We start from the raw sequence: 25,321 nt of genomic DNA, 5'->3' as shown, positions 1-25,321 counted from the left end.
AACACGATCGCGGCCAGCACCTCACGGTCGCCGTGCCGGCGCCGGCCGCCGCCCTGGGGCCGCGAAGGCGCCTCCGGCACCACGCGCTGGAACAGCTCCCACAATTCATCCGGCACCAGCCGCTCAACGATCCCTGCCACGGCCGACAGCCTACCGAACCAAATGAGATGACCTCTTAGCCGTCGAAGACTGCGAGGAGCGTGGACGGCTCGGTCTGCAGGCCGCGGGCAAGCTTGATCAAGGTGGTCAAGCTTGGGTTGCGACGTCCGTGCTCGATGTAGACCACTCCCCGGAAGCTCATACCACTTCTGCTGGCGAGCTCCTCAAGAGTGAGTCCACGAGCCTCACGCAACCGACGCACATGCATGCCGAAGGTGTGGAGTTGAGGGTCTGGCGGATCAAGGCGAGGCACGAACTTGACTTGACATCTGCGCCCATTTGACTGCCATGAACAGTTGTGCATAATCAGCGCTGGGCGCTGTGCTTCGACCTTGTCGAGTCTAGAAGCGACCGCCGACGAAGCCAGGATTCTTGGAGAGGACGTCGCTATGCCGGCCCCGAGGAAGTACCCGCCAGAATTGATTGAACGGGCAGTCCGGATGGTCATTGAGATGAGGCCGACCAACCCCGGACGCTCCGGCCTCGTGCGGCAGGTCGGGGAATTGCTGGGGGTACACCCAGAGGTTCTACGGCACTGGGTCAAAAAGGCCGATGCGGAAGCTGGTCGAAATGCTGAAACTACCGCGGGCGCCACTGCCCGAGTTCGTCAGCTTGAGAAAGAGAACGCTGACCTGCGCCGCCTTAACGGAATCCTTAAGGCGGCTGCCGTCCTGTTCGCGGCGGATCTCGAACCAAGGCAATGAACGGCTGTGCCGTTGGCTCTTAACGCTGCACACGAGCCCCGATACACCGTCGGTTACCTACCTTGCGTGTAAGAAGCCTAATAGCTGAGCCGCTAAAGAGACCTGACAACCTTGGGAAAAATATCGTTACCGTTTTCTGACGACCGTCAACCCATCTCTCAAATGGGCGCACCATTAAAGGCCAGCCAGCCGGCTCGCACGCGACCTATCACTTGCACCCGCAGACGTTTGAGTTCTATTAGGGCAACAGATGCCTCGCTGCTGCAGCGCAGGCCCAGCAGAACATCGAATCGGCGGCATTCACGGGAGGAAGCCAGGGCGTCCGTCGGCGGCGGTGAAATTATAGGTGGTGGCCTCGGAGAGGACGCCGAGGGGCGGATCGCCGTTCTCGATGATCACAGCCTGGCCGGGGAAGGCGAGCATGTCTTCGTAGAAGCGGTCCACGACGGTGGATGTGATGCGCACGTCGGGCAGGTCGGGGTCCTGTGGGGTGTTCTTCACTGGCTGGCGGTAGGTGACCACCGGGGAGTCCAGGACGACGAAGCCGAGATGGGGGAGGTCTCGTTCGATGCAGAAGCGGGCCAGGGAGGTAGTGAAGGCTGAATGCAGCACGGATCGCACACCCTTGCCTCGACCGGCGCGCGGGCGGCCTCCGGCCCGGATCTCGGCGTTGTACTGGTCGTACCCGGAGTTGTCGACTGCCGGTATTTCCCAGCTGCTCAGGGTGCGTTGGAGGACCGAGTCGAAGTCGTTGACGATTCGGGCGGCGATGTACTGCGCAGGCCGGGCAGCGGGCACCGCTCCCTCCCCGTCGAGGCGAGAGCGCTTGTCCTCAAGTTCCGCGATCCGCGCGTGCAGTTCCAGCTGCCGCTCGACCACAGATCGTGTGTCCAGCAGCTCTTGAAGGCCCTCTCGGAGCGGTGCGAGCTGGCCCTCGGCTTCGGCGATGAGTTCATCCAGCGCCTCCAGGTCGGCCTTGACGGACTGCCAGGTCCGGGTGAGCTCTTCCTGTTCGCGGGCGAGGTCGGAGATGGTCGGCAGGAGGTCGGTGAGCAGTGCGGTCGTCTTCGCGGCCTCCGCCTGCACCGCAATGTGGAGTTGAGTGGCCTCCTGCTGACTGTGGCCAGGGTGCTGGTGCTCAGGATCCGCTCCGCAAAAGACGCAGGTTCCGACGCGGAAGTAGCCGAGGATGCTGCCAGCCTCGTTGACCATGACCAAACGCTCCAGATCGGAGCGGTACTGGTCCTCCAGCAGGCTAAACCGTCCAAGCAGATCGCTGACCTCGGCCAGCCGCTCATCTAGCCCAGCAAGACGGCGGGCGTGCATCATGCGCTCGCGTACCGCTTCGCGGTGACCTTCGTCGGCCGCGCGCAGGGCGATGTTTTGCGCGTCGATCGCGGTTTTGACCCGCGCCAGGCGGTCCCTGAGGTCGCGCTCAGACTCGTCCGACTCAAGCTTCGCGTACAAGTCGATCACGAGCTGGTCCAAAAGGTTGATCTGTCCCCTGTTGACACGCCGCTGTCCCGCGTTGGGTCCGGTGTCGACGGAAGGGTCTCCCTCCCCAGTTAGGAGGAACCGCATGACCGATGTCTCCGCGGTGCGGGTGGTGGCGGTGCCGGTGCGTAGGACCGGGGAGGGCATGGCGATCATGCGGTCCTCTGTAACCACGGACAGGTGCACCAGATCGGTCAGGGTCAGGGGGCGGGTGCCACCGGCTTCGTTCTTGCGGATGAGGACCTCGTCCAGACCCATGGCGCGCATCAGGTGAATCGAGAGGCTGTTCTTGCTGCGGGCGTTGTGCACCGAGCTCACGATGGCGTCCGCCGGGCGATGAACCAGGTCACGGAGGTCCTCGCGATGCAGATGCGTGGAGTTGGTGCCGGGGCGCCGGACGAGAGTCAGCGGGCTGCCATCGGGTAGCAGCAGCCCAAGGAGGATCTGGGTGTATCCCTCGGCTTCGTCGACCATGTCCAACTGGGCACCGCCGAGCATGTACTCGACAGACCTGACGATGAAGGTCTTCCCGGTGTCGGAGGCACCATAGATGGTGGTCAGCTCGGGGCCGAAAGCGATTTGCGCTGATGGCCTGCCCGAGCCAGCGTAAGTGAGGTGGACCAGCTGGAGACTACCCACGATGGCCCTCGAACGGGCGAGAGGTCACGGGGCCGGGAGGAGTCGTTAGCAGGGACTGGGTAGTGGCGCGTACATCGATGTCCGGGGCCCATTGGTGAACGGCCCACTCGGCGCGCTCGCGGAGCCGCAGAACGTACGGGGCTTCGAGGACGTTTACGAAGGCCGGGCCGCGTTCCGTGGCCCGGTAGACCAGGCCGGTCCCGTCAGCTTCGAGTTCGGCCAGGCCGGCGCGGATGAGAACCAGAAGTGCCTGTTCGAGGACCGTGCGTTTCAGGCCGAGCTCTCCCGAGCGAGCTGGCAGATCCGGGTGCAGGCTGGGCGGTCCGTCGAATTCGGCGCTGTGCAGCACGGCATGGTCTAAGAGCGCGAGCTGGGCCAGGTCCAGAGCATCGGGATGGCTCTCCGAGAGCAACACCAGTGCCCGCACGCCGATCTCCAGCGGGCTGTTCAGCGGTTTCATGTCCCTTCTCCCTCACACCACGTGAGCTCGTTCTCGTTCGCCAGGTGATGACATACCCCGGTACGGTCCAGAGGTCTCACGTGCTGAGCGAAAACCGTCTGCGTCAGCCCGGCACTGATCGCCTGCGAGGTGACGGCATGGAGGCGCCTCCACCCCGTGGGGTGGTCATCCCTCGCCACGTCGACCACTGCGTCGTATATGTCCTTGACAATGGCCTCGAAATGACCTTGAGGGTATGCCTCCTCGCCGAAGCGGCGCAGAGACTCGGCGCTGAAGAACGCTTCACGCTGGTGGCGCAAGTGCGGGCCGGCCGTGGGGTGCTGTGCGATCTGGGTAACGGTGCTGGCCTCACTGGGCCAGCGCTCGGCGTAGACCTGGGCGAGCTGCTGTACGTAGCGGGCCTCACGCGGCTCCGGCTTCTCGGGCGGTGCCATGACGGCCGGGCGGGGCGGCGACTCCGGCGGGAATCGTTTCACCCAGAAGTCAGTAGTTTTGTGCTGGTCGAGCATCTTCTTCATGTTGACGGTCTGAAAGATCTCGAACGGCGTGTCTGCTGCCAACTCCTCGGCCTCGCGCCTCAACCGTGGGCCCAGGTCCGTGATGACCTTGTCCGTGGTTTCGCGCAGCGCCTCCACGAAGTTCTTGCGGGTACTGATCGGGCGTTGCAGGGCCTGCTGCAGGCTGGGGCCGATGGACGGGGCGACGAACGTGTACTGCTCCGGCACGATGAACTGACCGGTGACCACGCCCGCGAACATCTTCCGAATCTCACCCGCGGCGGTGCTCCAGGCCAGCGTTCCCTTGTAGCGCTTGCACTGGTAGTTGTGCCAGGGACCTTCCAGGCCCTGGCGGGTGAGGAATGCGGCCACGTCGATGCCGTGGTCGCCAGCCCCTCCCTGGCGCTCGACCCGCACGTACAGGCTGTCCAGCGCGGGCACCCACTCCTCGACAAACTTTTCGAACTCGTCGGGAGGGTAGGTGAAGACGATCTGCTCGGGCGACGGCATGGCCGGAAACTGCATGGCCGTTGGATAGTTGAGGAGGAGCGACGCGCCACTTGCCCGGCGTTCCACCTCTGGCGGGCCCTGAATCGGATCCAACATCTCCCCCTGAATGCCGCCGCCGCATCCCGCCGACGCACCCACTAGAGGTATCACTGGCAGGTCGTTCGCGAAAAGACCACAACCGAGCAAATAGGAGCCAGGGGCCGGTGTGCCCGGCGGGCAAACGCACGTGTCGGGTGTGAGCAGGTCATTCCTCGGCGGGCCGCTCTCGCGCCGGACGGTAAGCCGTCGGGCAGTGATGTCGACGTCGGTGCGCAGGATGGTGGTTCCGACAAGTACGTGGCCGGCGAGCAGGATGACGATGAACCGTTCGAAGGAGTTGCTGGCGCCTGAGCCTGAAGGCCCCCATACGACAGCGGGGGCCTTCCCTGTCTCCTCTGGTCCTATTACCGAGCGGTCCTGCGGGCGGCAGGCCGTCGGGGTCTGCCGAGAGTGGGGAGCCGCTTGGTGTCGAGCGGCCGCAGGACCGCTCCGATCCGACCTTCGATCCTGCGCACGAGGTCCTCCTCGGTGTCTGCTACCAGTGGGACCACCATCAGGCGCGTCCACTGTGCGGCGCGTCCAGACAGTACGTGTTCCTGGACGCGGTCACCGACCGATCCGTCGCGGATCGCGCTTCCGGTGTAGCGGATGACGTTCTCGAAGTCGGCGGCGATGTAGACGCCTGTCGAGAATTCGTTCCAAGCCCCATCCTCTGTGATCTGCAGGATCGTCGAGGCGACGGGGAGGCGTCGCAGCAGCGCGGATCCAGCAAGATCGCACGCGGTGTTGTAGTTCTCTGGGGTGAGCGTGCACGTCAAGCGGTTCATCGGGCGTTACCGCTCTCGTCCAGGTCGGCCCGCATCCGGTCGGCTCGGCGGCGTGCGCCTCGCCATTCCGAGACGAGGTCAGTGATCTCGACAAGCGTGTTCCGCACGTTGGAGTTGTCGTACCCCAACGTGTCCACCAGCGCCACGCCGTCCGTACCGGTCACGTCGCCGACCTCCTGGGCGGCGGCGTGCAGGTCGTCAAGGCGTCCCTGGAACTCCTTGAGCGCCGCCGCGAAACGGTCCTCGGGGCTGTCGTGCGTGATGCCTTCCCCGTCGGACAGGTCGATGAGCTCACGGAGCCGCGCGGGGGTGAGGGGTTCGGCGCCCGCGATGGGCTTGTCCTCCGGCATGGTGCCCTTGGCCAGCTCCTGGGGGTCCCGTCCAGCCCGGCCATCGAGAACGATCTGACACAGCTGCCGCAGGCCGACGTCTGTCTTGGCCAGTTGCCGCATGATCTGCTGAGGCTCGGTGTTGCTGCCGCGGCCGCCGAACTCGGAACGGGTCAGCAGTTGAGTGCGGCCCCCGACCAAGTGGTAGCTAGCCAGCGTCGCGAGCTCGGCGGTGGCCGGGCCGGCGGTGTCTCCGGCTTGTACGAGTTCGCGGAGCGCTTCGGGCAGCAGGTCGAGCGGGTCGGTGCAGGTCAGCTCGACGCCGCGCAGGGCCGACCAGCGCCAGGCCCGGTCGAGCGATGAGCGCAGGGCAGTGAGCCGCTTATCCGCAGGAAAGCCCCGCAGGGCGACCTCAGCGGCCAGCTGAGTGCGCTCCTCCAGCTTGGGCTTGGCGCCGGTGAGGTCGACGATTGCCTCGTTTACCGCGCGGGCCTGGCGCTTGTTCGGATGAGGATTGAGTGCGCCGCAGGCCAGGACGGCGACCTGGTCGGCGAGAAGGCCGTGCTCACGGTCCGAGCCATCGAGAATGTCGCGCACCATTTCCGCGGTCATCCCACTGGGGACGGGGAGTAGACCTCGTTCGTAGAGGTTGTCCACCGCGGCGTTTGCCTTGGCGTTGAGCGTCGTAGCGGTGGAGAAGTTCATGGGGGGCGCCATGTGCAAGTGCGCCACGAAACGCCGACGTGCCCGGTCGAACCCTCGCGGGGCCGAGAAGCCGATGATCACCCGGGCATTGGGCATGATCGAGCAGCGGACCTTGCGAGCCTGCTCGTCGGTGACCATGTCGCTTCCAGCCCACTCAACAAGGTCTTTGAGCAGGTTGGTCGCTCGACGGCTGCGGGGACGCAGATTCCACGCAACGTCCTTAAACGTGATGCCGAGACCTTTGTGGCTGGCCACGATACGGCCGAAGCCATCCGTGGACTCAAGCCTCGTAACGGCGCCTACGTCCGTAGTAACCCGGAGGGCGCTCAGCCATCCCGGTGTTTCGATACCGCGGTCGAGGATGGAGCCGACGTGCGGGTTGTTGTCCACCATGTCGGTGATCCGCGGGGCCATCGCGTCGATCAGCTTCTCGGCCGAGTCCATCTCGAAGGTAAGCAACGCCTCACCCTCGACGGCCCCGAACCGAGGCATGCCGATCGTGCCACGAGCGTGCTCGTCCTCGAACCGGATGTTGTCCGGCGACGGCAGGACGCGCCAAGTCACGACATCGAACTCGATGTATGTGAACTCCTCGGAGCCGAAACGCTGCACCTTTGGCGCGCGCAGGGATCGGCGAAGCTGCTGCTGGTCTGCAGCGGCGGCGGTCAGCGTCTCGGCTAGCTCAAGGCTCAACCCGGCCGAGATACACGCCGCGACGCTTTTGTCGATCACTGCCTGCGAGGCAGGTGGCCGCAGATGTGCGCCAATGCGTCGGTGATCAACGATGTCCGACTCGGTGAAGAGGGGGGCCTGCGGCTCGGCGGCAGACGCGGGTACGTGGGACACAGCGGTCGTCCTAGATTCTCGACCTGCTCACCGATTTGGTCAGCAGAGAGCGAGGGCTTGGACCTGACTCGGCACCGTGCCCCCACCTGCCCTCCCGGCCGGGTGGCCGTCCAGGGTTGCGGCGCGCACCGCCCAACTCACCGTTCCTTCAGGACACTCGCCGATCAATGACGGGTGGAGCCTTGGTGCGACCGGGCCACTTCAAACGCAACGGCCGTACTGGATAGGTGGACTGACGGTAATGCAACTAGCCGAGAAGATTAGCACAACGGTGCGTCAGGCCGACCCGGGAACGCATCCTGCGGCAGGTACACCGCCGCGCGGGCTCTGTGCTTCCCCTCCGGTTGCGGGCGGTGGTCGCCCCCGGCGGCGTCACGGACGGGCAGGCGGCCGGGGTTGGTGCAGTGCACGAACGTGTGGGTCCGGCTCGGCGATCAGTTGACGAAGCTGCCGGTTCTCCATCTGCTGCTGATGGAGTGCACGTACAAGGGCCTCGTTGGCAATCACCTTGCAGGTGGTTGAGGCTGAGTGGGCAGAACGTGAACGTTGTTCGGTTGCTGGGTCAGCTGGAGCCGGAGCTGACGGTTCTCCATCACGACCTGATGCAGTGCGCCGACCAGTGCCTCGTTGTCCGTCCTGAGGCGTTCGATCTCCTTCAGTGCCTCGGCCCGGAGTTCCTTGGCCTTGACCAGTTGCCGACGGAGCCTCTTCTCGCTGTCGGGCATCTCACCGCGGGCCCGGACCTTCTCGTAGAACTCGTTCTTGAGGTCCAAGTGCCGTTGGGTGAGGGCATTGCGGGGGACGTCGGCCTCCGTCGCGAGGGCGACGATGGTCAAGGCTCCGTTCGACCGCTGCGGGGTTCCGCCGAGGATGCGGTCCATGGCCGCGCGGATCTGATCGCGTTCGTCGGCTGCGGGGCTCATGCGGGTGTCTCCGTGAGGGTGATCCGTTCGCGGAAGTGCTTGTCTGCGAGGTCGCGCAGGCCCTCGGCGTGGACCCGAAGCCGTTCGGCCAGGGGGCCGGGGACGAGTTCGCCGGTGGCCTGCTTGTCGAGTCGTTCGGCCTTGAGGGTGAGTTCGGCCGCGTGCTGGTCGGTGCGGGCGATGTTCGCGCAGGTCGACACGCAGCGCTCAAGGGTGGGGGTTTCCTGGCTCGCCCGGAGTCGGCACAGTGCCTTGTCCGGGTTATAGACGCAGGTCAGGAAGGCGTTCGGGTTGTCGTGAACGGCCAGGGTGGGGTTCGTCAGGAGCTTGCGGGCCTGCCGGGCGGTGAAGACGACGCCCTCGAATGCGGGGGCCTGGCTAGCGGCGAGGATGGCCCGCCGTGCGGCCGGTCCGGAGATTCCGCCGCCTGCGGCCCGGTCCGCGGCCAGGGTCGCGAGGGTGTCGGCGGTCGCTCGGGCCGTCTCGATGTCGAGCAGGTCGTGGATGCCCTCGCGGCTGCGGGAGGCATAGCCGGCGCTGACGGCGGTGCGCATATGGCCGTACTGAATCGCCAGGGCGATCAGTCCTCCCGGACGGCGGGCGATGTGCCAGGCCAGGGTGCGGCGGAAGCGGGCCGTGCCGATCGCGCCGTGCGGGTCCGGCGGGATGGCTTCGTGCGGACGGTCCAGATCGTGGGCCAGTTGCGAGGCCCAGTTCACGAAGTGCTCAACTCGCTCGCGCAGGGTCTCGGCGCGAAGTGCGACCTTGGTCCGCTGGCCGAAGCCGCCGAACTGGTGGAACTGGCTGCCGAAGAGGAGTTCCCCGGCGGGGACGATCCGCTCCAGGACACGTATGGCGGAGACGACCGGGGCGATGGCGACCCAGGGGACGTCCCGGAGTTCACCGGTGGAGAGGTGGTTGCCGTCTTCGTCGACGGCTGTCTTGTAGACGTATCCGTGGATCACGTGCCGCTGACCGTCCTCGTCCGGGTCGGGGCAGCATCCCGACCGCAGCCCGAGTACTTCGCCGGGCCGCATCCCGGTCAGGTAGGTCAGGACGATGAAGCAGGCCGTGCCCAGGTGACGCATGAGCAACGGCGCCTCGTCGAATTCGATGCCCTCAGTCCATCTCGCCTCGCCGACCGTGCCGTTGATGGGCGAGGGCAGCGGGCATCCGCCCGGGTGGGCGGCCAGATACTCCCTCCACCGTTTCCGCTTGCTGGTTGCGATGTTGATCTGGGCCAGGGCCGAGTTGGTGAGGCCGGCGATGTAGAGGGACGCGGCCAGCCGCCGCCCGTTGACGTTGATCGTGGGCATGGGGCGGCCGTGATCGGCCAGCTCGGCGAGGTAGGCGTTCAGCCGGGTCAGGCCCTCCTTGGTCCGCGGAGCTGTCTTCGCGGTCGTGGTCAGCTGCCGGTTCTCGGCCCAGGCGGCGAGGACGTCCTCGGCGAAGTCGTCGACCACCCGCAGGGCCCAGATCAGCAGCGGGCCCATCGTCTCCGGGGCGATGGCCTCGGTGATGTTCTCCCCGCCGGCCGACGCGGCCGGGAGGAAGTCGTCGATCCCCTCGCGTTCCCAGGGCGGTTCAGGGATGTCCAGCGAGAACGGGCTGGTCAGGTCGAACATCCACAGCCGGGTGAGACCGACCAGGTCGGCGCTGACCGTGTTGCGGTTGGCCTTCTTCTTGCGGTTCAACGACAGTGCATAGTCGCGGAAGTGCTCGTCAGTGCAGGCCGCCAGGGTCGTGACGCCGTGCTTGTTCAGCCAGATCGCGAACCGCCTCCACTGAAGAACGGTGCGATAGATCGTGGCCGCCGACTGTCTCGTCCGCATCGAGGGAGGACGCCCCTCCAGGAAGATGTCGGGCAGCGCGATATTGATCATCAGCCAGGCCAGGTAGCGGAACTCCTCGCGCATCGAAGCGGGGAAGGGCTTCCAGAGGACGCGCGCCCGTTCCGTGCTCGGGTTGGCGTTGATCGGGTCCATCGACCAGGCGTCGTCGCCGTAGCGGGACACCGGCCCGGTGTAGCCGTCGACGAACAGGTCCCCGGGGATGACGGGGGTGCCGGTGGACGGGACGGTCAGAGGAAGCTCGGCGGCCGGCGTACTCACGAGTCGAAATGTCCGTTCAGAAGGTCGTCGATGATCTGCCGGTCCCAGTCGCTGACCCGCTGCTGTGCCTGCTTCCAGACCTCGGCGCCCAACCGCAGCCGCAGGTCTTCCAGCCGGGCGTGGGCGTCGTACCAGTCCGCCATCCAGGTGGCCGGGTCCAGGACGCTGCGGAGGTTCTCCAAGGCGGCGTGCAGATAGGCGAGCCGGGGATGGTGGACGGGAGCGACCCGGGCGTTCGGACAGGCGGTGCAGAGCAGGAACGATGCCCCGCAGCCCGCGCCGGGCGGCGTGAACGGGCTGTGCTCGTAGTCCGAGCACGACGCCGTCGCCGTCTCCTGGTCGCCGTCCTGCTGCGCGTCGGCGAGCCGGGCTTGCAGCACGGTCCGGCGGGCCGCCTCGACGGCATCGCTCACGCCGTCCGCGATGACCTCTCCCGCGGCCTCCTGGACTTGAGGCTCGGGCAGCACGTAGACACGGTCATGGGTGTCCTGGGTGTTCTGGCCGGGCTCGCGGCGGTGCACCACATTCACGGTCTTGCGGCCCCGCCGCAGGACCTTGCTGGGCAGTCCCTGCTGTTGTGCCCAGAGGGAGGCCGCGGCCGTGTCGGCACCGAGTCCGAACGGGCCCACCCGGATGAGCTCGCCGACCGAGTTGGTCGCGGTCGCGCTCCTGTTGCCCTTGCTCCGCCAGACCAGCAGCCGATCGATCTCGGGGGCCCGGTCCGCGACGTAGGCACGGGCGTGGGCCGTGGCCTCCAGAGCGTCCGAGATCAGTCGCCCGGCCGAGTCGGCGCCGTGGTCGGTGAGGTTGCGCGACTCGAAGTGGTGCCCGGCGTGACGCCGGCGCTTCTCCAGCTCCAGCCGGTAGACCTTCGTTCCGCTCTTCTCTCCGGAGTCGGGGACGGCCCGCGGGACCGGCATCTCGGACATGGTGGTGCCGTTGAAGCCGAACTCCGTGACCAGCACGACGCCGAGCGCGCCCGCCTCCAGCCGCGTCAGGAACAGCCGTTTCCAGGTGTCCTCCGGCCTGCCCCCGCCCAGCACTTTCATGTAGCGGGGAACGACGGTCCGGGTCCTGCCGTTCGCGCTGGTCCGGCGGGGCAGGTCCCCGGTCCGTGCCAGCAGGTCCAGGGCCTCGCCGAATTCCCACTCCTTGCTACCTCGGACGAACTCGCCGTTGCGCCAGGCGTTCAGGTACTCGGTGTTCTCACGGATCCGCAGCAGCGCGGACCGGAAGGTCCGCCGGGCCGCGGCCTTGATCTGTCGGAACTCATCCGGGTCGAAAGCCCGCTCCTGCACCTTCGGCTCCGGCAGGCGCCGGGCCATCACCGCCCTGACCTCCTGCGGCAGGCGGCTGTCGGCCCGCAGCAGCAGTTGCGTGACCATGACCTGGTCGTAGCCGGTCTGCGCCTTGGTCTTGCGGCTCAGCCTCCAGGCCGACCACGTCGCGGCCGTCAGATCCGGGACGTCCGCCGGCGGATTCTCCTGACTGGACAAGAACGTGCCCAGGGCCTTCAGGTGCCGCCACGTGCCCTCGCTCGTCTTCAGCGACGTCCAGGCGCCACTGGTGCACTTCGCCGCGAAGAGCACCGCGAGCGAGCGCTGCATCGGCGCCGGCATCGGCAGCCGCCCGAAGTCATAGGCGCGTGTGGAGCCCTGCTTGGTGGTGTGGCGTACCACCACGTCGCTCGGGTCTTCGCCGAGAACAGGGGTACGGCGGAAGGGAGTTGTGGGCAGGGATGCCTTGCGGCCGCGGCGGCTCATGCCGACACCGCCGCGGTGAGCTTGGCGTCGATGTCCTGAATGCCTTCGCTCTCCTCGGCGATCCTCGCCAGCAGCGAGGTGACCCGGTCCTGGGACCATCCCTCACCGTCGCCCTCCGCGGGCTCGGGCTCTGCCAGCAGCGACCGCAGTTGCAGGTCCGAGACGGGCGCGAGGTAGATCTCCCGGGTCGTCTCCAACTGGGCATGTCCCAGGAGGTCCTGGACCATCCGCCAGGGGTCTCCATAGAGAAGCCGGAAGTCCCGCCTCTCCTCCGGTGTCAGCCCCATCCGCAGGTCAACGACGTGGTGCAGGACCACCAGCATGAACAGGGCGAAGGAGTGCCTGGCCATGTGCGGAGTGCAATACGGCGGCTCGGCGACGACACCGTCCAGCACCTCGGCGCATCGCAGCGACGCGGTGCGAAAGACGTTCTCCCACGACGCCGGGCGGAACGGCAGACCGGACTCGTTCAACCACAACCACAGCGGTTCCGGCCCGGCGGGGCCCTCGATGAACAGCGTCAGCCGCTCGGCGACGTCCGCCTCGGACAGCGCAGTCCGCCCCTCGATCCCGTCCTGGTCGCGCCAGTGCAGCACCTTCTTGCGCAGACCCGTGACCTTCGTGACCAGCCGCATCTGCGGCAGACGCTCGTATCGCCCCCTGGCCTGGGCCCGGCGGATCACGTCCGCCCGCGAGGACTCCGCATAGCCCTCGACCTCGCCGACTACCGGCGCTGAGGCGTAGAAGGTGCGGGCCCGCCTCGACTTCGTCACCACCGGCGCCAGACGTCCCGGATAGTAGCGGGCGCCGCCCAGCCGCGTGCGAGGCATCTCGATGGTCAGCAGCGATGCGGCCTCGGTCAGCCGCATCCCCGACGACAGCAGCAGGTCCGCGAAGGCGGCATTGCGGTCCTCCAGCCGCCCCACCCAGCCCGCCGCCGGCACCCCCTGGGCCGTGTGGCCACGCAGACCGACGTCCACCCAGAGGCGAAACGTCCGCGGTGTCAGCCAGTGAACGTCGCTGGTCTTGGCGTCCTTCGCCCGAGCCTGCGGAACCCGGATCACCGTCCCGGACCGGCCTACAAAGTCGCGCATCAGCACCGGATTCCGCACGACGTGCTCGCGCCGCTCAGCCCACTCGTAGAGACGAGTCAGCGCGGCCAACCCCCGGTTCCAGCGCGATCCGCCGACCCGCCCCGGATTCGCGCTGGCCCGGGTCCGCCAGTACTCGAAATCCGCGAGGTCATCGTCCGTGGCCTGGTTCCATACCCTCCCCCGGTCCCACAAAAAGTCGAAGAACAGGCAGTAATCGTCCGTGTAGTTGCGCTTGGTCTCCGGTGCCAACTTCGCAAACCCCGACCGGCACAGGTACCGGCTCAGCAGCTCGTCGATCCGGTAATCCGGCGACAGCATGATCGGGTCTCCCGGATGGATCCCGAGCCGATCCTCACGCTCGGACAGGTCCTTCATCCCCGCGAGTACGGGTATCCGATCCGCCGGTATCAACCGCCGCTCAGGTACCCAATAGACCTGCCACCCCACGTGCCCCACCTACCAGTCGTGCCGCTTCAACACGCTCACCCAACAGGGAATGGTCGGCACATCACCATGCGCCAGCCCGGCGGCGGCCAGCCCGTGACCGCGCGGGTCAGCGGTGGCGGCTGCACCACCAGCAGCACCAGGAGCAGGGCGCAGGCCCCGCACCACCAGGGGTGCCGCAGCAGTCTCCGGCCAATCGGCAGGAGGACCGGGGTGAGCGCCCCGAGCAGTGCCGCCCCGGCCCAGCCGTCCGGCCAGTCGATTCCGGCGCCGGGCAGTGCCGCCCCGGTCCGGGCGATCCGCGCGATCCACTCCGCGGGCCAACTCGCGCACCAGGCGAGCGCCTTCGCCACCGGCAGCGCCGGCAGGGCGGTGGCCAGAGCCAGGAAGCCCAGCACGGTGGCCGGGGCGAGCGCGAACTCGGCGAGGAGGTTGCACGGCACCGCCACCAGGCTCACCCGCGACGACAGCACCACGACCACCGGCGCGCACACCGCCTGCGCGGCGCCCGCCGCGGCCAGCGCCTCCGCGAGCCGTGGCGGCACCCCGCGCCGTCGCAGCCCGGCGCTCCAGCGCGGCGCGAGCGTGAGCAGGGCGCCGGTGGCCAGCACGGAGAGCAGGAAGCCGAAACTGCGGGCCAGCCACGGGTCGTGGAGCACCAGCAGCAGGACGGCCGTCGCCAGCGCCGGGATCAGGGACCGGCGGCGGCCGGTGGCGAGCGCGAGCAGCGCGACGGATCCGCAGGCGGCGGCCCGCAGCACGCTCGGGTCCGGCCGGCACACGACGACGAAGGCGAGCGAGAGCGCCCCGCCGAGCAGCGCGGTCGTACGCAGCGGGAGGCCGAGACGGGACGCGAGCCCGCGGCGCTCGGCATACTGCGCCAGCCCCGGCGGGCCGAGGAGCAGGGCGAGGAGGATCGTGAAGTTCGCCCCGGAGACAGCCAGGGTGTGCGTGAGGTCGGTCTCCCTGAACGCCTCCTCCAGTTCCGGGGTGACGCGTGAGGTGTCGCCCACGACCAGCCCCGGCAGCAGGGCGCGCGCGTCCGCCGGCAGCCCATCGGTCGCCGCCCGCAGTCCGGCGCGCAGCCGCCCGGCCAGCCGCTGCGGCGCCGACGGCTCCCCCACCGTCTCCGGCCCGTCCGCGCCCCCGACGCGCAGCACGGCCGCGAACCGGTCACCGCCCGCCGTCGCGGGCGCGAGCCGGGCCTCGACCCGCAGCCGGGTGGACGGCAGCAGCCCGAGCCACGGTGACTGTCCCTCCGGGCCCCGTGCCCGCTCCTGCCCGTCCCGTGTGACGGCACGGGACGGACGCGCGTCGACGATCATCAGCACCGGCGCCCGGGTCGCCACCGTCGTTCCGTCCCTCGCCGCCTCCACCCGCCGCACGTCGGCCTCGATGAGCACGGCCGGCGGGGCCGTACGGCTGCCGCCGGGCCGCGGCCGGGTGAGCCGGGGATCGGCGGTGAGTTCGACCTCGGCGGTGACCGAGGCGTACTCCCGCGCCAGCTCCGGCACCGGACCCCGCCGCACATCGGCACCGTGCAGACCCGCCGATCCGGCGGCAGCGGCGATGCACAGCAGCACCGCGGCTCCGGAAACCCGCGACAGGACCCGCGCATGTCCCGGTCCCGTGTCTCCCGCTCCCACAGGTCCCGGTCCCGCACCTCCCGGTCCCACAGGTCGCGGCTCCGCGGGTCCCGGTCCCGCCCGGCGGTTCCGCGGCGTGAGGAGGACTCCGGCCAGGAGCAGGGCGGCGATCACCGTGCCCGTCACCAGGCCGGGAGGAGCGTGCAGCATCACCGCCGCCGTGGCCCAGGCCGCCAGCGCGGGTGGTACGAGCCGCAGGTCGGCCGGTCCCTCCTGCCGAGGATGGGAGGCCCCGAGCCGCTTCCCGGAGGCGGCGTGCACGGCCGGCCGGGCGTGGGCGGCGGAGTCCGCGGGGGCGAGGTGCCCCGTATGTGTCCGCCCGGCGTCCGTCGAGTCCGTCGGGCTCCTCATGGCCGTACGAGATTCCGCAGGTCCGCGAAGCGGCGGTCGCCGATGCCGTTCACTTCCCGCAGTTCGTCCACCGAGCGGAAACCGCCGTTGCGGGTGCGGTAGTCGAGGATGTGCTGGGCCAGCACGGGACCGACCCCCGGGAGGCTGTCCAGCTGATCCAGCGTCGCGGTGTTGAGGGACACCGGTGTCGCGGGCCCGGCGCCCGGCGCCGTTCCGGCCGGACCACCCGCCGCCGGGGCCGGACCGGCCCCCGGGACCGGTGCCGGTGTCGGGCCGCCGACGATCACCTGCTCCCCGTCCACGAGGAAGCGGGCCCGGTTGAGCCCGTCGGTGCTGGTTCCGGGCCGTACTCCGCCCGCCGCCCGCAGCGCGTCCGCGACCCGTGAGCCGGCCGGGAGACGATGGACCCCCGGATCGCGCACCTTGCCGCCGACGTCGACCACGATCTCGGGCAGCGCCGTCCCCGCGCCGGTGCCCGCCATGCCCGTGCCGGCGCCCGTCCTCGTGCCGCCGGCCTCGTCGGCGGCCCCCGCCGAGGTCACCGGCGGGCTCTCCGTTCCACTCCCGCGGTGGGGCACGGCCGCCCCGACCACCTCCGGTGCCCGCACGGGCTGCGTCCGCCCGGTCCAGAAGTGCTGCACGGCGAAGCCCACCGCCACCACCAGCACCACCGACAGCGCGACCACGCTCCGCCGCTCCAGCCCGCACCGCGTCCGCACCCACAACGGCAACCGTTCCCTCAACGCGAGCCCCATCCGGCCGGCCGGCCGACGCTCCCCCGGCCCCACCGGGTCCGAGGCGACCGGCTCGGGGGCCTCCGCCCACGTCCGTCCGTCCCCGACGTCCACATCGCCCTCGGTCGCGACCGTGCCGACCGCGACCGTGCTGTCCCTCCGGGATCGCGTCACCGGCTCGTCCACGCCACCCACGGCCCAGCTCGGCACGCCCCGGGCACGTCCGCCGCCTCCGACTCCCCGGCCGCCGCGCCCGTCCGGTTCCCCGAACAGCGCCTCCGTCCGGCGCCGGAGTTCCTCCGCCGAGGTATCGCGGTCCCGCCCGCCCCGGAGCCGGTGCCCGTGCCGGGCCCGCTCACCGGGCCCCAGCCCGGCCCCCATGGCGATCCCGACCCCGGCACCGGAGCCGGTGCCGGGGTCGGCAGTGGTCGGCCGGCGGTGTCGGGCGCGGCCGTCGGACGCGGGTGCGCGGCCCGGGCCACTGGCCACCGTCGCTGAACGTGGAAGGGAGTACGAACGCGAACGCGAGTGTGATCGATGTGCCATGCCAGGAGGATCGGGCACACCACCGCATTCGCGATGATCTTGCTTGATTCCCGTGGATTACTGCCCGGTTGTGGACAACTCCCTCACCCGTACGGGCCGGCGCAGGCCCGCCGCGGCCTCACCGGGCCGAGACCACGACCCCCAGCAGACCGGGCCCCGTGTGCGCCCCGATCACCGCGCCGACCTCGCTGACGTGCAGCTCGGCCAGTCCGGTCACCCGCACCTTCAGCCGGTCCGCGAGGGCCGAAGCACGCTCCGGGGCGGCGAGATGATGGACGGCGATGTCGACCTCGGCGGCGCCCGCCCGCTCGGCCGCGATCTCCTCCAGGCGGGCGATGGCCTTCGACGCCGTGCGCACCTTCTCCAGGGGTTCGATACGGCCGTCGGTCAACTGGAGCAGCGGCTTCACGGCGAGCGCCGACCCCAGCAGTGCCTGCGCGGCCCCGATACGGCCGCCCCGGCGCAGATAGTCCAGGGTGTCGACGTAGAAGTAGGCGGCGGTGCCGACCGCCCGTTTCTCCGCGGCCGTGACGGCCTCGTCCACGCTGCCCCCCGCCTCCGCGGCCTCCGCTGCCGCGAGCGCGCAGAATCCGAGCGCCATGGCGATCATGCCGGTGTCCACCACCCGCACCGGCACCGGTGCCTCGCGGGCCGCGACGACCGCCGCGTCGTAGGTGCCGGAGAGTTCGGCGGAAAGGTGGAGGGAGACGATGCCCGTGGCACCGGCTTCGGCGGTCCTGCGGTAGGTCTCGGCGAAGACCTCGGGGCCGGGCCGGGACGTCGTCACCGGCCGTCGCTTCTGGAGCGCCTGGGCGAGGGAGCGAGTGGAGATCTCGGTGCCCTCCTCGAGCGCGCGGTCGCCGAGGACCACGGTCAGAGGGACTGCCGTGATGCCGTGCCGCTCCATCGTCCGGGCCGGAAGGTAGGCCGTTGAATCGGTGACGATAGCGACATGGCGGGACATGAGCTGGAGGTTACCTGGCGTACCGCTCCCTGGGCAGCCCGGCCCGGCGGGCCGGGCGGGGCCGTGTCCGGATCAGTGCGCCCGGATCAAGTGGTGCTCTCCGGGCGGGGCTTCTTCTGCCACGGGTAGACGGGACGCGGCGCAGCCGGTGTGATCGCGGGCCGCGCCGGCTCGGACGCGGGTTCCCGCGCGGCGTCGGGCCGCGAGGTGTCCGGCCGGGTCCGGCCGGCCGCCGGGCCGTCCGGAACGTGCGCTTCGGGCCGGCGCGGGGGCGAGGACTCCGACGTGGCCGCGGGCCCGGGCGCGGGCTGCTGGCCGGTGGTCGTCCAGTGCCGCAGGGCACCGGTCTCGAGGTCGATCTGGGTGCTGAGCGAGTCGAGGTCGTCCTCCGCGAAGTGGCGGGCGCGGTCACGGGCCGCCCAGCGCAGGGAGTCCGCCGACCGCGCGATGCGATGGGTGCGCTCACGCAGCTCGGGCAGCCGCTTGCCGAGGGTGCCGCGGTCCGGTTCGGACTCCAGGCGCCTCAGTTCGGCGTCCAGTTCGTGCCCGTGCGCGCTGAGCCGCTCGAAAAGGCCGAGGGACTCCTTGAGGGACTGGTCCTCCGCGGCTCCGGCATCCAGCGCGTCCTGGGTGGCGCGCATGGACGTCCGCAGCTTGAGCCTGAGTTGGGCGATCTCACCGGCCGGGCCGGACTGGGCGAAGGACTTGACCTTCAGGGTGTGGTCCTCGACCGTGCGGCGGGCCTGGGTGATGTGACGGTCCGCACTGCGCTTGGCGGCGCCGACGACCTTCACGGTGGCGTACACGCCCAGCGTGACGAAGAGCACGAAGAGCAGGGCCAGTACTGCGATCACTGCTTCCACGAGACTCCTCCTCCGGGCCCTGGGGCCACCCGCCACACACCGCGCCGTTCTTCAACGGTAAACGCAACGGGCAGGCCCGGAGTTCCGGAAGAACCCCGAACCTGCCCGTAGGGGATGACCCCGAACCCGCAGCCGACGGCCCGCAGCCGGCAACCGGCCGGCCCCGTCCTACGCCGTCACGCCGTCACGCCGTCACGCCGTCACGCCGTCACGCCGTCACGCCGTCACGCCGGAACGATGTTCACCAGCTTGGGCGCCCGCACGATCACCTTGCGGATCCCGGCCCCGTCCAGCGCGGCGACGACCTTCTCGTCGGCCAGTGCGGCCTTCTCCAGCTCCTCGTCGGAGATGGACGGCGGGACCTCCAGGCGGGCCTTCACCTTGCCCTTGATCTGCACCACACAGGTGACGGTCTCGTCGACGACGTACGCCGGGTCGGCGACCGGGAAGTCCTGGTGGACGACCGAGCCGGTGTGGCCCAGCGCGCGCCACAGTTCCTCGGCGATGTGCGGGGCCAGCGGCGCCACCAGCAGCACCAGGGCCTCGGCGACCGGGCGCGGCACCGGGCCACCCTGCTTGGTCAGGTGGTTGTTCAGCTCGGTGACCTTGGCGATGGCGGTGTTGAAGCGCATCCCCTCCAGGTCCTGGCGCACCCCGTCGATCGCCTTGTGCAGGGCGCGCAGCGTGTCCTCACCGGGCTCGGTGTCGACGACGGTCACCTCGCCGGTGTTCTCGTCGACGATGTTGCGCCACAGCCGCTGCAGCAGCCGGAACTGGCCGACCACCGCGCGGGTGTCCCACGGCCGTGACACGTCCAGCGGGCCCATCGCCATCTCGTACAGGCGCAGGGTGTCGGCCCCGTACTCGGCGCAGATCTCGTCCGGCGTGACCGCGTTCTTCAGGGACTTGCCCATCTTGCCCAGCAGCCGGGAGACCTTCTCGCCCTGGTAGTAGTAGGCGCCCTCGCGCTCCTCCACCTCGGCGGCCGGCACCGCGATGCCGCGGCTGTCACGGTAGACGTAGGCCTGGATCATGCCCTGGTTGAACAGCTTGTGGAACGGCTCCGCCGACGACACGTGCCCCAGGTCGTACAGCACCTTGGACCAGAAGCGCGCGTACAGCAGGTGCAGGACGGCGTGCTCGGCGCCGCCGACGTACAGGTCGACGCCACCGTGCGGCATGCCCTCGCGCGGGCCCATCCAGTACTGCTCGATCTCCGGGGCGACCAGCTTCTCGCTGTTGTGCGGGTCCAGGTAGCGCAGCTCGTACCAGCAGGAGCCGGCCCAGTTGGGCATGGTGTTGGTCTCGCGGCGGTACGCGCGCGGGCCGCGGCCGTCGCCCAGGTCCAGGGTGACGTTGACCCAGTCCTCGTTGCGCGACAGCGGCGTCTCGGGCCGGGTGTCGGCGTCGTCCGGGTCGAAGGTGCGCGGGGAGTAGTCGTCGACCTCGGGCAGTTCCAGCGGCAGCATCGACTCGGGCAGGGCGTGGGCGGTGCCGTCCTCGTCGTAGACGATGGGGAAGGGCTCGCCCCAGTAGCGCTGCCGGCTGAACAGCCAGTCGCGCAGCCGGAAGTTGACGGTGCCCTCGCCGATGCCCCGGCGCTCCAGCCACTCGGTGATGCGCGCCTTGGCCTCGACGACGCCCAGGCCGTCCAGGCTCACCTCGTCGTTGGACGAGTCGATGATCTTCGCCTCGTAGGAGGAGAAGGCGTCCTCCCAGGTGGAGGTGTCGGTGCCGCGGCCGTCGGTCGGCTCGACGATGCAGCGGATCGGCAGTTCGAAGGCGCGCGCGAACTCGAAGTCGCGCTGGTCGCCCGCGGGGACGGCCATGATCGCGCCGGTGCCGTAGCCCATCAGGACGTAGTCGGCGATGAAGACGGGCACCTGCTCGCCGTTGACCGGGTTGGTCGCGTAGGAGCCGATGAAGACGCCGGTCTTGTCCTTGGCCTCGGCCTGACGCTCCACGTCGGACTTGGACACGGCCTGCGCGCGGTAGGCGGCGACGGCCTCGGCCGGGGTGGCGTGGCCCCCGGTCCAGACGTCGTGGGTGCCCTCGGGCCAGGCGGCCGGGGTGAACTTCTCGACCAGCGGGTGCTCGGGCGCCAGCACCATGTAGGTCGCGCCGAACAGGGTGTCGGGGCGGGTGGTGAAGACGGTGATGTTCTCGCCGTCGATCGGGAAGTCGACGCGGGCGCCCTCGGAGCGGCCGATCCAGTTGCGCTGCTGCAGCTTGATGGCCTCGGGCCAGTCCAGGGCGTCCAGGTCCGACAGCAGCCGGTCGGCGTAGGCGGTGATGCGCATGTTCCACTGGCGCAGCTTGGCCTTGAAGACCGGGAAGTTGCCGCGCTCGGAGCGGCCGTCGGCGGTGACCTCCTCGTTGGCCAGTACGGTGCCCAGCCCGGGGCACCAGTTGACCGGCGCGTCGGAGGCGTAGGCCAGCCGGAAGCCGCCCAGGACGTCGGCGCGCTCGGCCTCGCTCAGTTCGCTCCACGCGCGCGTGTGGCCCGGTACGGGGCGCTCACCGGACTCGAAGCGGGCGATCAGCTCGGTGATGGGGCGGGCCCGGCCGGCCTCGTCGTCGTACCAGGAGTTGAAGATCTGCAGGAAGATCCACTGGGTCCACTTGTAGTAGTCCGGGTCGATCGTGGCGAACGACCGGCGCCGGTCGTGGCCCAGACCCAGCCGGCGCAGCTGGGCCTTCATGTTCTCGATGTTGGCCTCGGTGGACACGCGCGGGTGCGTACCGGTCTGGACCGCGTACTGCTCGGCGGGCAGGCCGAAGGCGTCGAAGCCCAGGGTGTGCAGGACGTTGTGGCCGGTCATGCGCTGGAACCGGGCGGAGACGTCGGTGGCGATGTATCCCAGGGGATGGCCCACGTGCAGTCCCGCACCCGAGGGGTAGGGGAACATGTCCATGATGAACTTCTTGGGCCGGGCCACCGCCTCCGGGTCGCCCGCCAGGTCGCCGCTCGGGTTGGGCGCGTCGTACGTGCCCTCGGCGTCCCAGAAGTCCTGCCAGCGTGCCTCGATCTCGGCCGCCAGGGCGGCCGTGTAGCGGTGCGGCGCGGCCTCCGCCGACACAGGGGCGGTGGCCGCGGGGTTCGTCTCGCTCATGATCCTCAAAGCTCCATCGATCGTCTGCGCCCACGGCTGCTGCGACATTCGGAAATGAAAAATCCCCTCGCACAGGAGGGGACGCCGCGCCGATTCCGACCAACTGGTTCGACCAGGGCCGGGACTGATCAGCGCGGCTCGCTAAGCAGAAGGCGTACGGCACGCATGGCGCCAGGGTACCGCAGGCCCGGAACGCGCCGCGACACGCTTCGCCCGCCCGCGGAAAGCGCTCCCGCCCGACCGCCTCCCTGAATATCAGTCAAAGGTTACTTCGCGTAACGACCCCTATGGGGCATTACAACGGCCGGATTGTCTTTTGATAACAGCGCAATAACTCAAACCTCGTACTCCCCGGTACAACGAGGTTTAGAGTGCGGCCCGGGACCGCTTCTCCCGAACGTTCGGAGTTCCCCCATGAACCCTCGTCCAGACAGCAGCCCGCCGCCCGTTCAGGGCCGGCCGGCTGCCGGTCGGTCGTACCCGCATGCCGTCGTTCCTTCCGTCGTGACGTGGGGAGGTAGGGCGTGAGGCCGGACGACAGCACGGCGGACGACTGGTTCGCCGAGTTCCTCAACTTCGGCGTGGGCGTCCTGTCGCTCGTCTGCCTGAGCTGCTCGGTGATCTGGGGACTGGTCGCCCAGGACCGGGTCCTGCTCGGTCCGCGCCAGCGCATCCTGGCGCAGGCGGTGCACCGGACGACCGCGGTCGCCTCGATCGCCTTCCTGCTGGTGCACATCGGCATCAAGCTGGCCCTGGACCACACGACGTGGATCGCCGCGGTGATCCCCTTCGGGTTGGCCCTCACCGACGACGAGGCAGCCCTTGGCAGGTCCTTCCTCCTCGGCCTGGGAACCCTGGCCGGAATGCTGATGATCTTCGTCGGCATCACCGGCGTCCTGCGCAACCGCTTCGCCTCGCCGGCCCCCGTCGCGGCCCGCTGGCGCGCCATGCACATGCTGGCCTACCCGGCCTGGTGCGCCGCGCTGGTCCACGGGCTCTACGCGGGTCGACCGGCCAAGCCGATCTTCCTGATCCTGTACGGACTGTCCCTGCTCGGCGTCATGGCGGCCCTCTTCCTGCGCGCCTCCCCCGCGCGGGTCAAACGCAAGGTCGCCGACCGGGTGACCAGCCTGCTCGGCCTCGCCGAGCAGCAGGGCCGCGACAAGCTCGACGAGAGCCGGGCCCGCGCCGCCGAGGCGTCGCTCCCCGGCTACGAGGGCGGTGGCAGACGGAACTCCCGGTCCCGCCCCGAGCCGGCCGCCCGGCCGCTGTACGAGACCGCCGAACGTGTCGCACCGCCGGCCCCGGACCCCACGGACGGCTTCGCGGCCGCCTACCGCGCGGTCTCCATCCCGTCCCAGCCGCAGCAGCCCCTCTACGCCGACCAGACCGCCCGCATGGAACTGCCCCTGGACATGCAGCCCACGCAGGCCGTCCCCACCTTCGACGGCCAGGCGATGGGCGGCCAGGCGATGGGCGGGCAGACCATGGAGGCGCCGCGCCTGGACGGCCCCTCCAGCACCTCGGGCAGCTGGCCCATCCCGTCCCCGCCGCCGGTCGGCGAGGCCCCGCCGTCGGCCTACGACCCGCTCCAGGACACCGGATACAACATCCCCACCTACGACAATTCGACCGCCTCCGGCTACGGTTCGAGTGATGTGCGCGACACCGGTGAGTCGAACGGCCTCTACAACACGTACAACCCGAGTGACACGTACAACAGCGGTCCCGCCACTGATCCATCTCCCGGTGCGTCGTACGACTTCGACGCACCGGGATCGGGCGAACCTTGGAACACGCCTTCCGGAGGCTTCAAGTGAACGAGGCTCTGCCCGACGTACCCGAAGTCCGCGTCGTCGGACTTCCCCAGCTCACGTCGGGCTTCGACCTTGTCGACCGGCTCGATCTCCCCATGCACCTCAAGGTGCACGGGCCGCTCGAACCCATGGGCGGCGAACAGCTCGCCCAGCTCGCTGAACGCATCAACCTCAGGGGACGCGGCGGCGCCGGCTTCCCCTTCCACAAGAAGCTGCGTTCGGTCGCCGAGACGGCGATCAAACGCGGCGTCCGGCCGGTCGTCGTCGTCAACGGCAGCGAGGACGAACCGGCCTGCCGCAAGGACACGGTGATGATCAACCGTGCTCCGCACCTCATCCTGGACGGCGCGCTGCTGTGCGCCGAGGCCATGGGTGCCCGCACGCTCGTGGTGGGGGTCACCCGGGAGTCCACCAAGCGCTCCATGGAGGCCGCGCTCGCCGAACGCGGCCTCAACAACGGGCGCCGGTCCGCGCTGCGCGCCCGTGTGCAGCTCAACCCGGTGCGCATGGTCACGGGCGCCGCGGCCTCGCTGATCCGCTCCATCGACGGGGGCCCGGCGGTCCCGCCGGGCCGCAAGGTCAGCGCCTCGAAGAACGGCGTGGGCGGCGCGCCCACCCTGCTCTCCAACGCCGAGACCTTCGCGCAGCTCGCCATCGCCGCCCGCATCGGCCCGGAGCGCTACTGCAACACCGGCCTGTACGACGAGCCGGGCACCGTCATGCTCACGGTCTCCGGGGCGGTCCCCCGCCCCATGGTGATCGAGGTCCCGACGGGCGTACCGCTGCGTTACGTCCTCCAGCTCGCCGGCGCGCCGCCGATGCCGCAGGGCGTGCTCACCGGCGGCTACCACGGCAAGTGGATCGACGCGGCGACCGTCAACGAGGCGATCGTCTCCCGCAACTCCCTGGACGCGGTGGGCGGCGCGCTCGGCGCGGGCGCGATCCTGCCGATCAGTCAGGACACCTGCCCGCTGGGCGAGTCCCTGATGGTGGCGAAGTGGCTGGCCGAGGAGAGCGCCGGCCAGTGCGGCCCCTGCTACCTGGGCCTGCCCGCCGCCGCGCGCGGCCTGGAGGACATCCTCAACGGCGGCGGCCCCGCCGCCCTGGAGGCGGTCAAGCAGGTCGCCAAGAACGTGAAGCGGCGCGGCGCGTGTTCGCATCCGGACGGCTCCGCGATGTTCCTGGAGTCGACCGTCAAGGCGTTCACCGACGACCTCGCCGCCCATGTCCTGGGCAACGGCTGCGGGCGCCCCGTGGAGGGCGTGCTGCCGCTCTTCGAGGGGGGCAGGGCCCCTACGGGCATCCCGGGCGGGGGCGGGGAGGAGAACGGCCCCAGCCGCCAGAAGATCTTCGTCGACTGGACGCTGTGCCGGGGCCACGGCCTGTGCGCGGACATCCTCCCGGAGGTCTTCCAGCTCGGCGCGGACGGCTTCCCGACCGTCGCCCAGGCCCAGGTGCCGCGCTACGCGGAGGCCAAGGCGATCCGCGCGGTGCGCCGCTGCCCGGCGCTGGCCCTGCGCGTCGAGGAGGGGACGCAGTCCAAGGCGCCCTCCCGCAATCTGCCGGTCCTCTCCCAGGGCCGCGGCCGGCGCGCGCTGGGCCGCTGACACGGGTCCGTGGGGGGCGCCCCCCCGGGCGGGCCCCCCCGGCGCCCAAACCACAACCCCCCCAGGACGGGTGAAACCAGAGGATGATGCGCCCCCGACAGGGTTGGTGGTCAGGAGAAATGTAATACATACCACC

General features: G+C 69.7%; 17 protein-coding genes and 2 pseudogenes. 3 read left to right on the top strand and 16 right to left on the bottom strand.

Annotation, left to right across the window (positions count from 1 at the left end; genetic code table 11):
• Both ACIF80_RS26820 and ACIF80_RS26815 read right to left on the bottom strand, forming a co-directional pair.
• Window positions 1-140 (bottom strand): annotated as a pseudogene (locus ACIF80_RS26820) (IS5/IS1182 family transposase); the annotation flags it as partial.
• Window positions 141-175: 35 nt separating this feature from the next.
• Window positions 176-367, bottom strand: a complete 192-nt coding sequence (locus ACIF80_RS26815; RefSeq protein ID WP_250075190.1) for a helix-turn-helix transcriptional regulator — start codon at window positions 365-367, stop codon at window positions 176-178.
• Between the two features lie 181 nt (window positions 368-548).
• Here ACIF80_RS26815 and ACIF80_RS26810 point away from each other — a divergent pair, with 181 nt between their 5' ends.
• Window positions 549-863 carry a transposase gene (locus tag ACIF80_RS26810; protein ID WP_387664784.1) on the top strand — a complete coding sequence of 105 codons (315 nt, stop codon included), beginning with the start codon at window positions 549-551 and terminating at the stop codon, window positions 861-863.
• 300 nt (window positions 864-1,163) lie between these two features.
• Here ACIF80_RS26810 and ACIF80_RS26805 read toward each other — a convergent pair whose 3' ends face one another.
• From ACIF80_RS26805 to leuS, 14 genes and pseudogenes are all read right to left on the bottom strand, one after another.
• Window positions 1,164-2,996 (bottom strand): hypothetical protein, encoded by a 1,833-nt coding sequence (locus ACIF80_RS26805; RefSeq protein ID WP_399809400.1) that lies wholly within the window; start codon window positions 2,994-2,996, stop codon window positions 1,164-1,166.
• On the bottom strand, window positions 2,989-3,456 hold the full coding sequence (locus ACIF80_RS26800) for an ABC-three component system middle component 2 (protein ID WP_250075194.1): 468 nt from the start codon (window positions 3,454-3,456) through the stop codon (window positions 2,989-2,991). The genes ACIF80_RS26805 and ACIF80_RS26800 overlap by 8 nt, the downstream gene beginning before the upstream one ends.
• A complete protein-coding gene (locus ACIF80_RS26795) occupies window positions 3,453-4,478 on the bottom strand; it encodes an ABC-three component system protein (RefSeq protein ID WP_399809396.1) in 1,026 nt (341 codons plus the stop codon). Before ACIF80_RS26795 ends, ACIF80_RS26800 begins: the two co-directional genes overlap by 4 nt.
• A gap of 428 nt (window positions 4,479-4,906) precedes the next feature.
• A complete protein-coding gene (locus ACIF80_RS26790; RefSeq protein WP_399809393.1) occupies window positions 4,907-5,329 on the bottom strand; it encodes a hypothetical protein in 423 nt (140 codons plus the stop codon).
• The gene (locus ACIF80_RS26785; protein WP_399809390.1) at window positions 5,326-7,209 is read right to left on the bottom strand and encodes a hypothetical protein; all 1,884 of its coding nucleotides are present in this window, start codon (window positions 7,207-7,209) and stop codon (window positions 5,326-5,328) included. Before ACIF80_RS26785 ends, ACIF80_RS26790 begins: the two co-directional genes overlap by 4 nt.
• A gap of 503 nt (window positions 7,210-7,712) precedes the next feature.
• A complete protein-coding gene (locus tag ACIF80_RS26780) occupies window positions 7,713-8,132 on the bottom strand; it encodes a hypothetical protein (RefSeq protein ID WP_250075202.1) in 420 nt (139 codons plus the stop codon).
• Entirely contained in the window at window positions 8,129-10,243 is a 2,115-nt protein-coding gene (locus tag ACIF80_RS26775) for an integrase (protein ID WP_399809387.1), read from the bottom strand. The genes ACIF80_RS26780 and ACIF80_RS26775 overlap by 4 nt, the downstream gene beginning before the upstream one ends.
• Window positions 10,240-12,006, bottom strand: a complete 1,767-nt coding sequence (locus ACIF80_RS26770; RefSeq protein WP_250075205.1) for a hypothetical protein — start codon at window positions 12,004-12,006, stop codon at window positions 10,240-10,242. Before ACIF80_RS26770 ends, ACIF80_RS26775 begins: the two co-directional genes overlap by 4 nt.
• Window positions 12,003-13,475 carry a site-specific integrase gene (locus ACIF80_RS26765; protein ID WP_399809384.1) on the bottom strand — a complete coding sequence of 491 codons (1,473 nt, stop codon included), beginning with the start codon at window positions 13,473-13,475 and terminating at the stop codon, window positions 12,003-12,005. The genes ACIF80_RS26770 and ACIF80_RS26765 overlap by 4 nt, the downstream gene beginning before the upstream one ends.
• Window positions 13,476-13,603: 128 nt before the next feature.
• Window positions 13,604-15,541: pseudogene (locus tag ACIF80_RS26760) on the bottom strand (ComEC/Rec2 family competence protein); the annotation flags it as partial.
• On the bottom strand, window positions 15,538-16,821 hold the full coding sequence (locus tag ACIF80_RS26755) for a helix-hairpin-helix domain-containing protein (protein ID WP_399809382.1): 1,284 nt from the start codon (window positions 16,819-16,821) through the stop codon (window positions 15,538-15,540). The gene ACIF80_RS26755 and the pseudogene ACIF80_RS26760, both read right to left, overlap by 4 nt.
• A 118-nt stretch (window positions 16,822-16,939) precedes the next feature.
• A complete protein-coding gene (locus ACIF80_RS26750; protein ID WP_399809379.1) occupies window positions 16,940-17,785 on the bottom strand; it encodes a DegV family protein in 846 nt (281 codons plus the stop codon).
• An 86-nt stretch (window positions 17,786-17,871) separates the two neighbouring features.
• Window positions 17,872-18,648 carry a hypothetical protein gene (locus tag ACIF80_RS26745; protein ID WP_399809376.1) on the bottom strand — a complete coding sequence of 259 codons (777 nt, stop codon included), beginning with the start codon at window positions 18,646-18,648 and terminating at the stop codon, window positions 17,872-17,874.
• Window positions 18,649-18,872: 224 nt separating this feature from the next.
• Window positions 18,873-21,761, bottom strand: coding sequence for a leucine--tRNA ligase (gene leuS / locus ACIF80_RS26740; protein WP_399809374.1), 2,889 nt, complete (start codon window positions 21,759-21,761; stop codon window positions 18,873-18,875).
• 524 nt (window positions 21,762-22,285) lie between these two features.
• On the opposite strand from leuS, the gene ACIF80_RS26735 reads away from it, so the two are divergent.
• Both ACIF80_RS26735 and ACIF80_RS26730 read left to right on the top strand, forming a co-directional pair.
• Window positions 22,286-23,581, top strand: coding sequence for a cytochrome b/b6 domain-containing protein (locus ACIF80_RS26735; RefSeq protein ID WP_399809371.1), 1,296 nt, complete (start codon window positions 22,286-22,288; stop codon window positions 23,579-23,581).
• Entirely contained in the window at window positions 23,578-25,185 is a 1,608-nt protein-coding gene (locus ACIF80_RS26730) for an NADH-ubiquinone oxidoreductase-F iron-sulfur binding region domain-containing protein (protein ID WP_399809367.1), read from the top strand. Before ACIF80_RS26735 ends, ACIF80_RS26730 begins: the two co-directional genes overlap by 4 nt.
• Window positions 25,186-25,321: the final 136 nt, after the last annotated feature.

The organism is Streptomyces sp. NPDC085927, assembly GCF_044540975.1.
GTDB classification, from domain to species: Bacteria; Actinomycetota; Actinomycetes; order Streptomycetales; family Streptomycetaceae; genus Streptomyces; species Streptomyces hirsutus.
The sequence above is the reverse complement of the archived record's forward strand: the minus strand, read 5'-3'. Positions and strand labels throughout refer to the sequence as shown.

Excerpts from the sequence above, each read along its gene's own strand:
- ACIF80_RS26750 (WP_399809379.1), bottom strand. The coding sequence starts at position 17,785 with ATGTCCCGCCATGTCGCTATCGTCACCGATTCAACGGCCTACCTTCCG.
- ACIF80_RS26780 (WP_250075202.1), bottom strand. The coding sequence starts at position 8,132 with ATGAGCCCCGCAGCCGACGAACGCGATCAGATCCGCGCGGCCATGGAC.
- ACIF80_RS26770 (WP_250075205.1), bottom strand. The coding sequence starts at position 12,006 with ATGAGCCGCCGCGGCCGCAAGGCATCCCTGCCCACAACTCCCTTCCGC.
- ACIF80_RS26755 (WP_399809382.1), bottom strand. The coding sequence starts at position 16,821 with ATGGCACATCGATCACACTCGCGTTCGCGTTCGTACTCCCTTCCACGT.
- leuS (WP_399809374.1), bottom strand. The coding sequence starts at position 21,761 with ATGAGCGAGACGAACCCCGCGGCCACCGCCCCTGTGTCGGCGGAGGCC.
- ACIF80_RS26810 (WP_387664784.1), top strand. The coding sequence starts at position 549 with ATGCCGGCCCCGAGGAAGTACCCGCCAGAATTGATTGAACGGGCAGTC.
- ACIF80_RS26795 (WP_399809396.1), bottom strand. The coding sequence starts at position 4,478 with ATGCAGTTTCCGGCCATGCCGTCGCCCGAGCAGATCGTCTTCACCTAC.
- ACIF80_RS26800 (WP_250075194.1), bottom strand. The coding sequence starts at position 3,456 with ATGAAACCGCTGAACAGCCCGCTGGAGATCGGCGTGCGGGCACTGGTG.
- ACIF80_RS26765 (WP_399809384.1), bottom strand. The coding sequence starts at position 13,475 with ATGAAGGACCTGTCCGAGCGTGAGGATCGGCTCGGGATCCATCCGGGA.
- ACIF80_RS26790 (WP_399809393.1), bottom strand. The coding sequence starts at position 5,329 with ATGAACCGCTTGACGTGCACGCTCACCCCAGAGAACTACAACACCGCG.
- ACIF80_RS26815 (WP_250075190.1), bottom strand. The coding sequence starts at position 367 with ATGCATGTGCGTCGGTTGCGTGAGGCTCGTGGACTCACTCTTGAGGAG.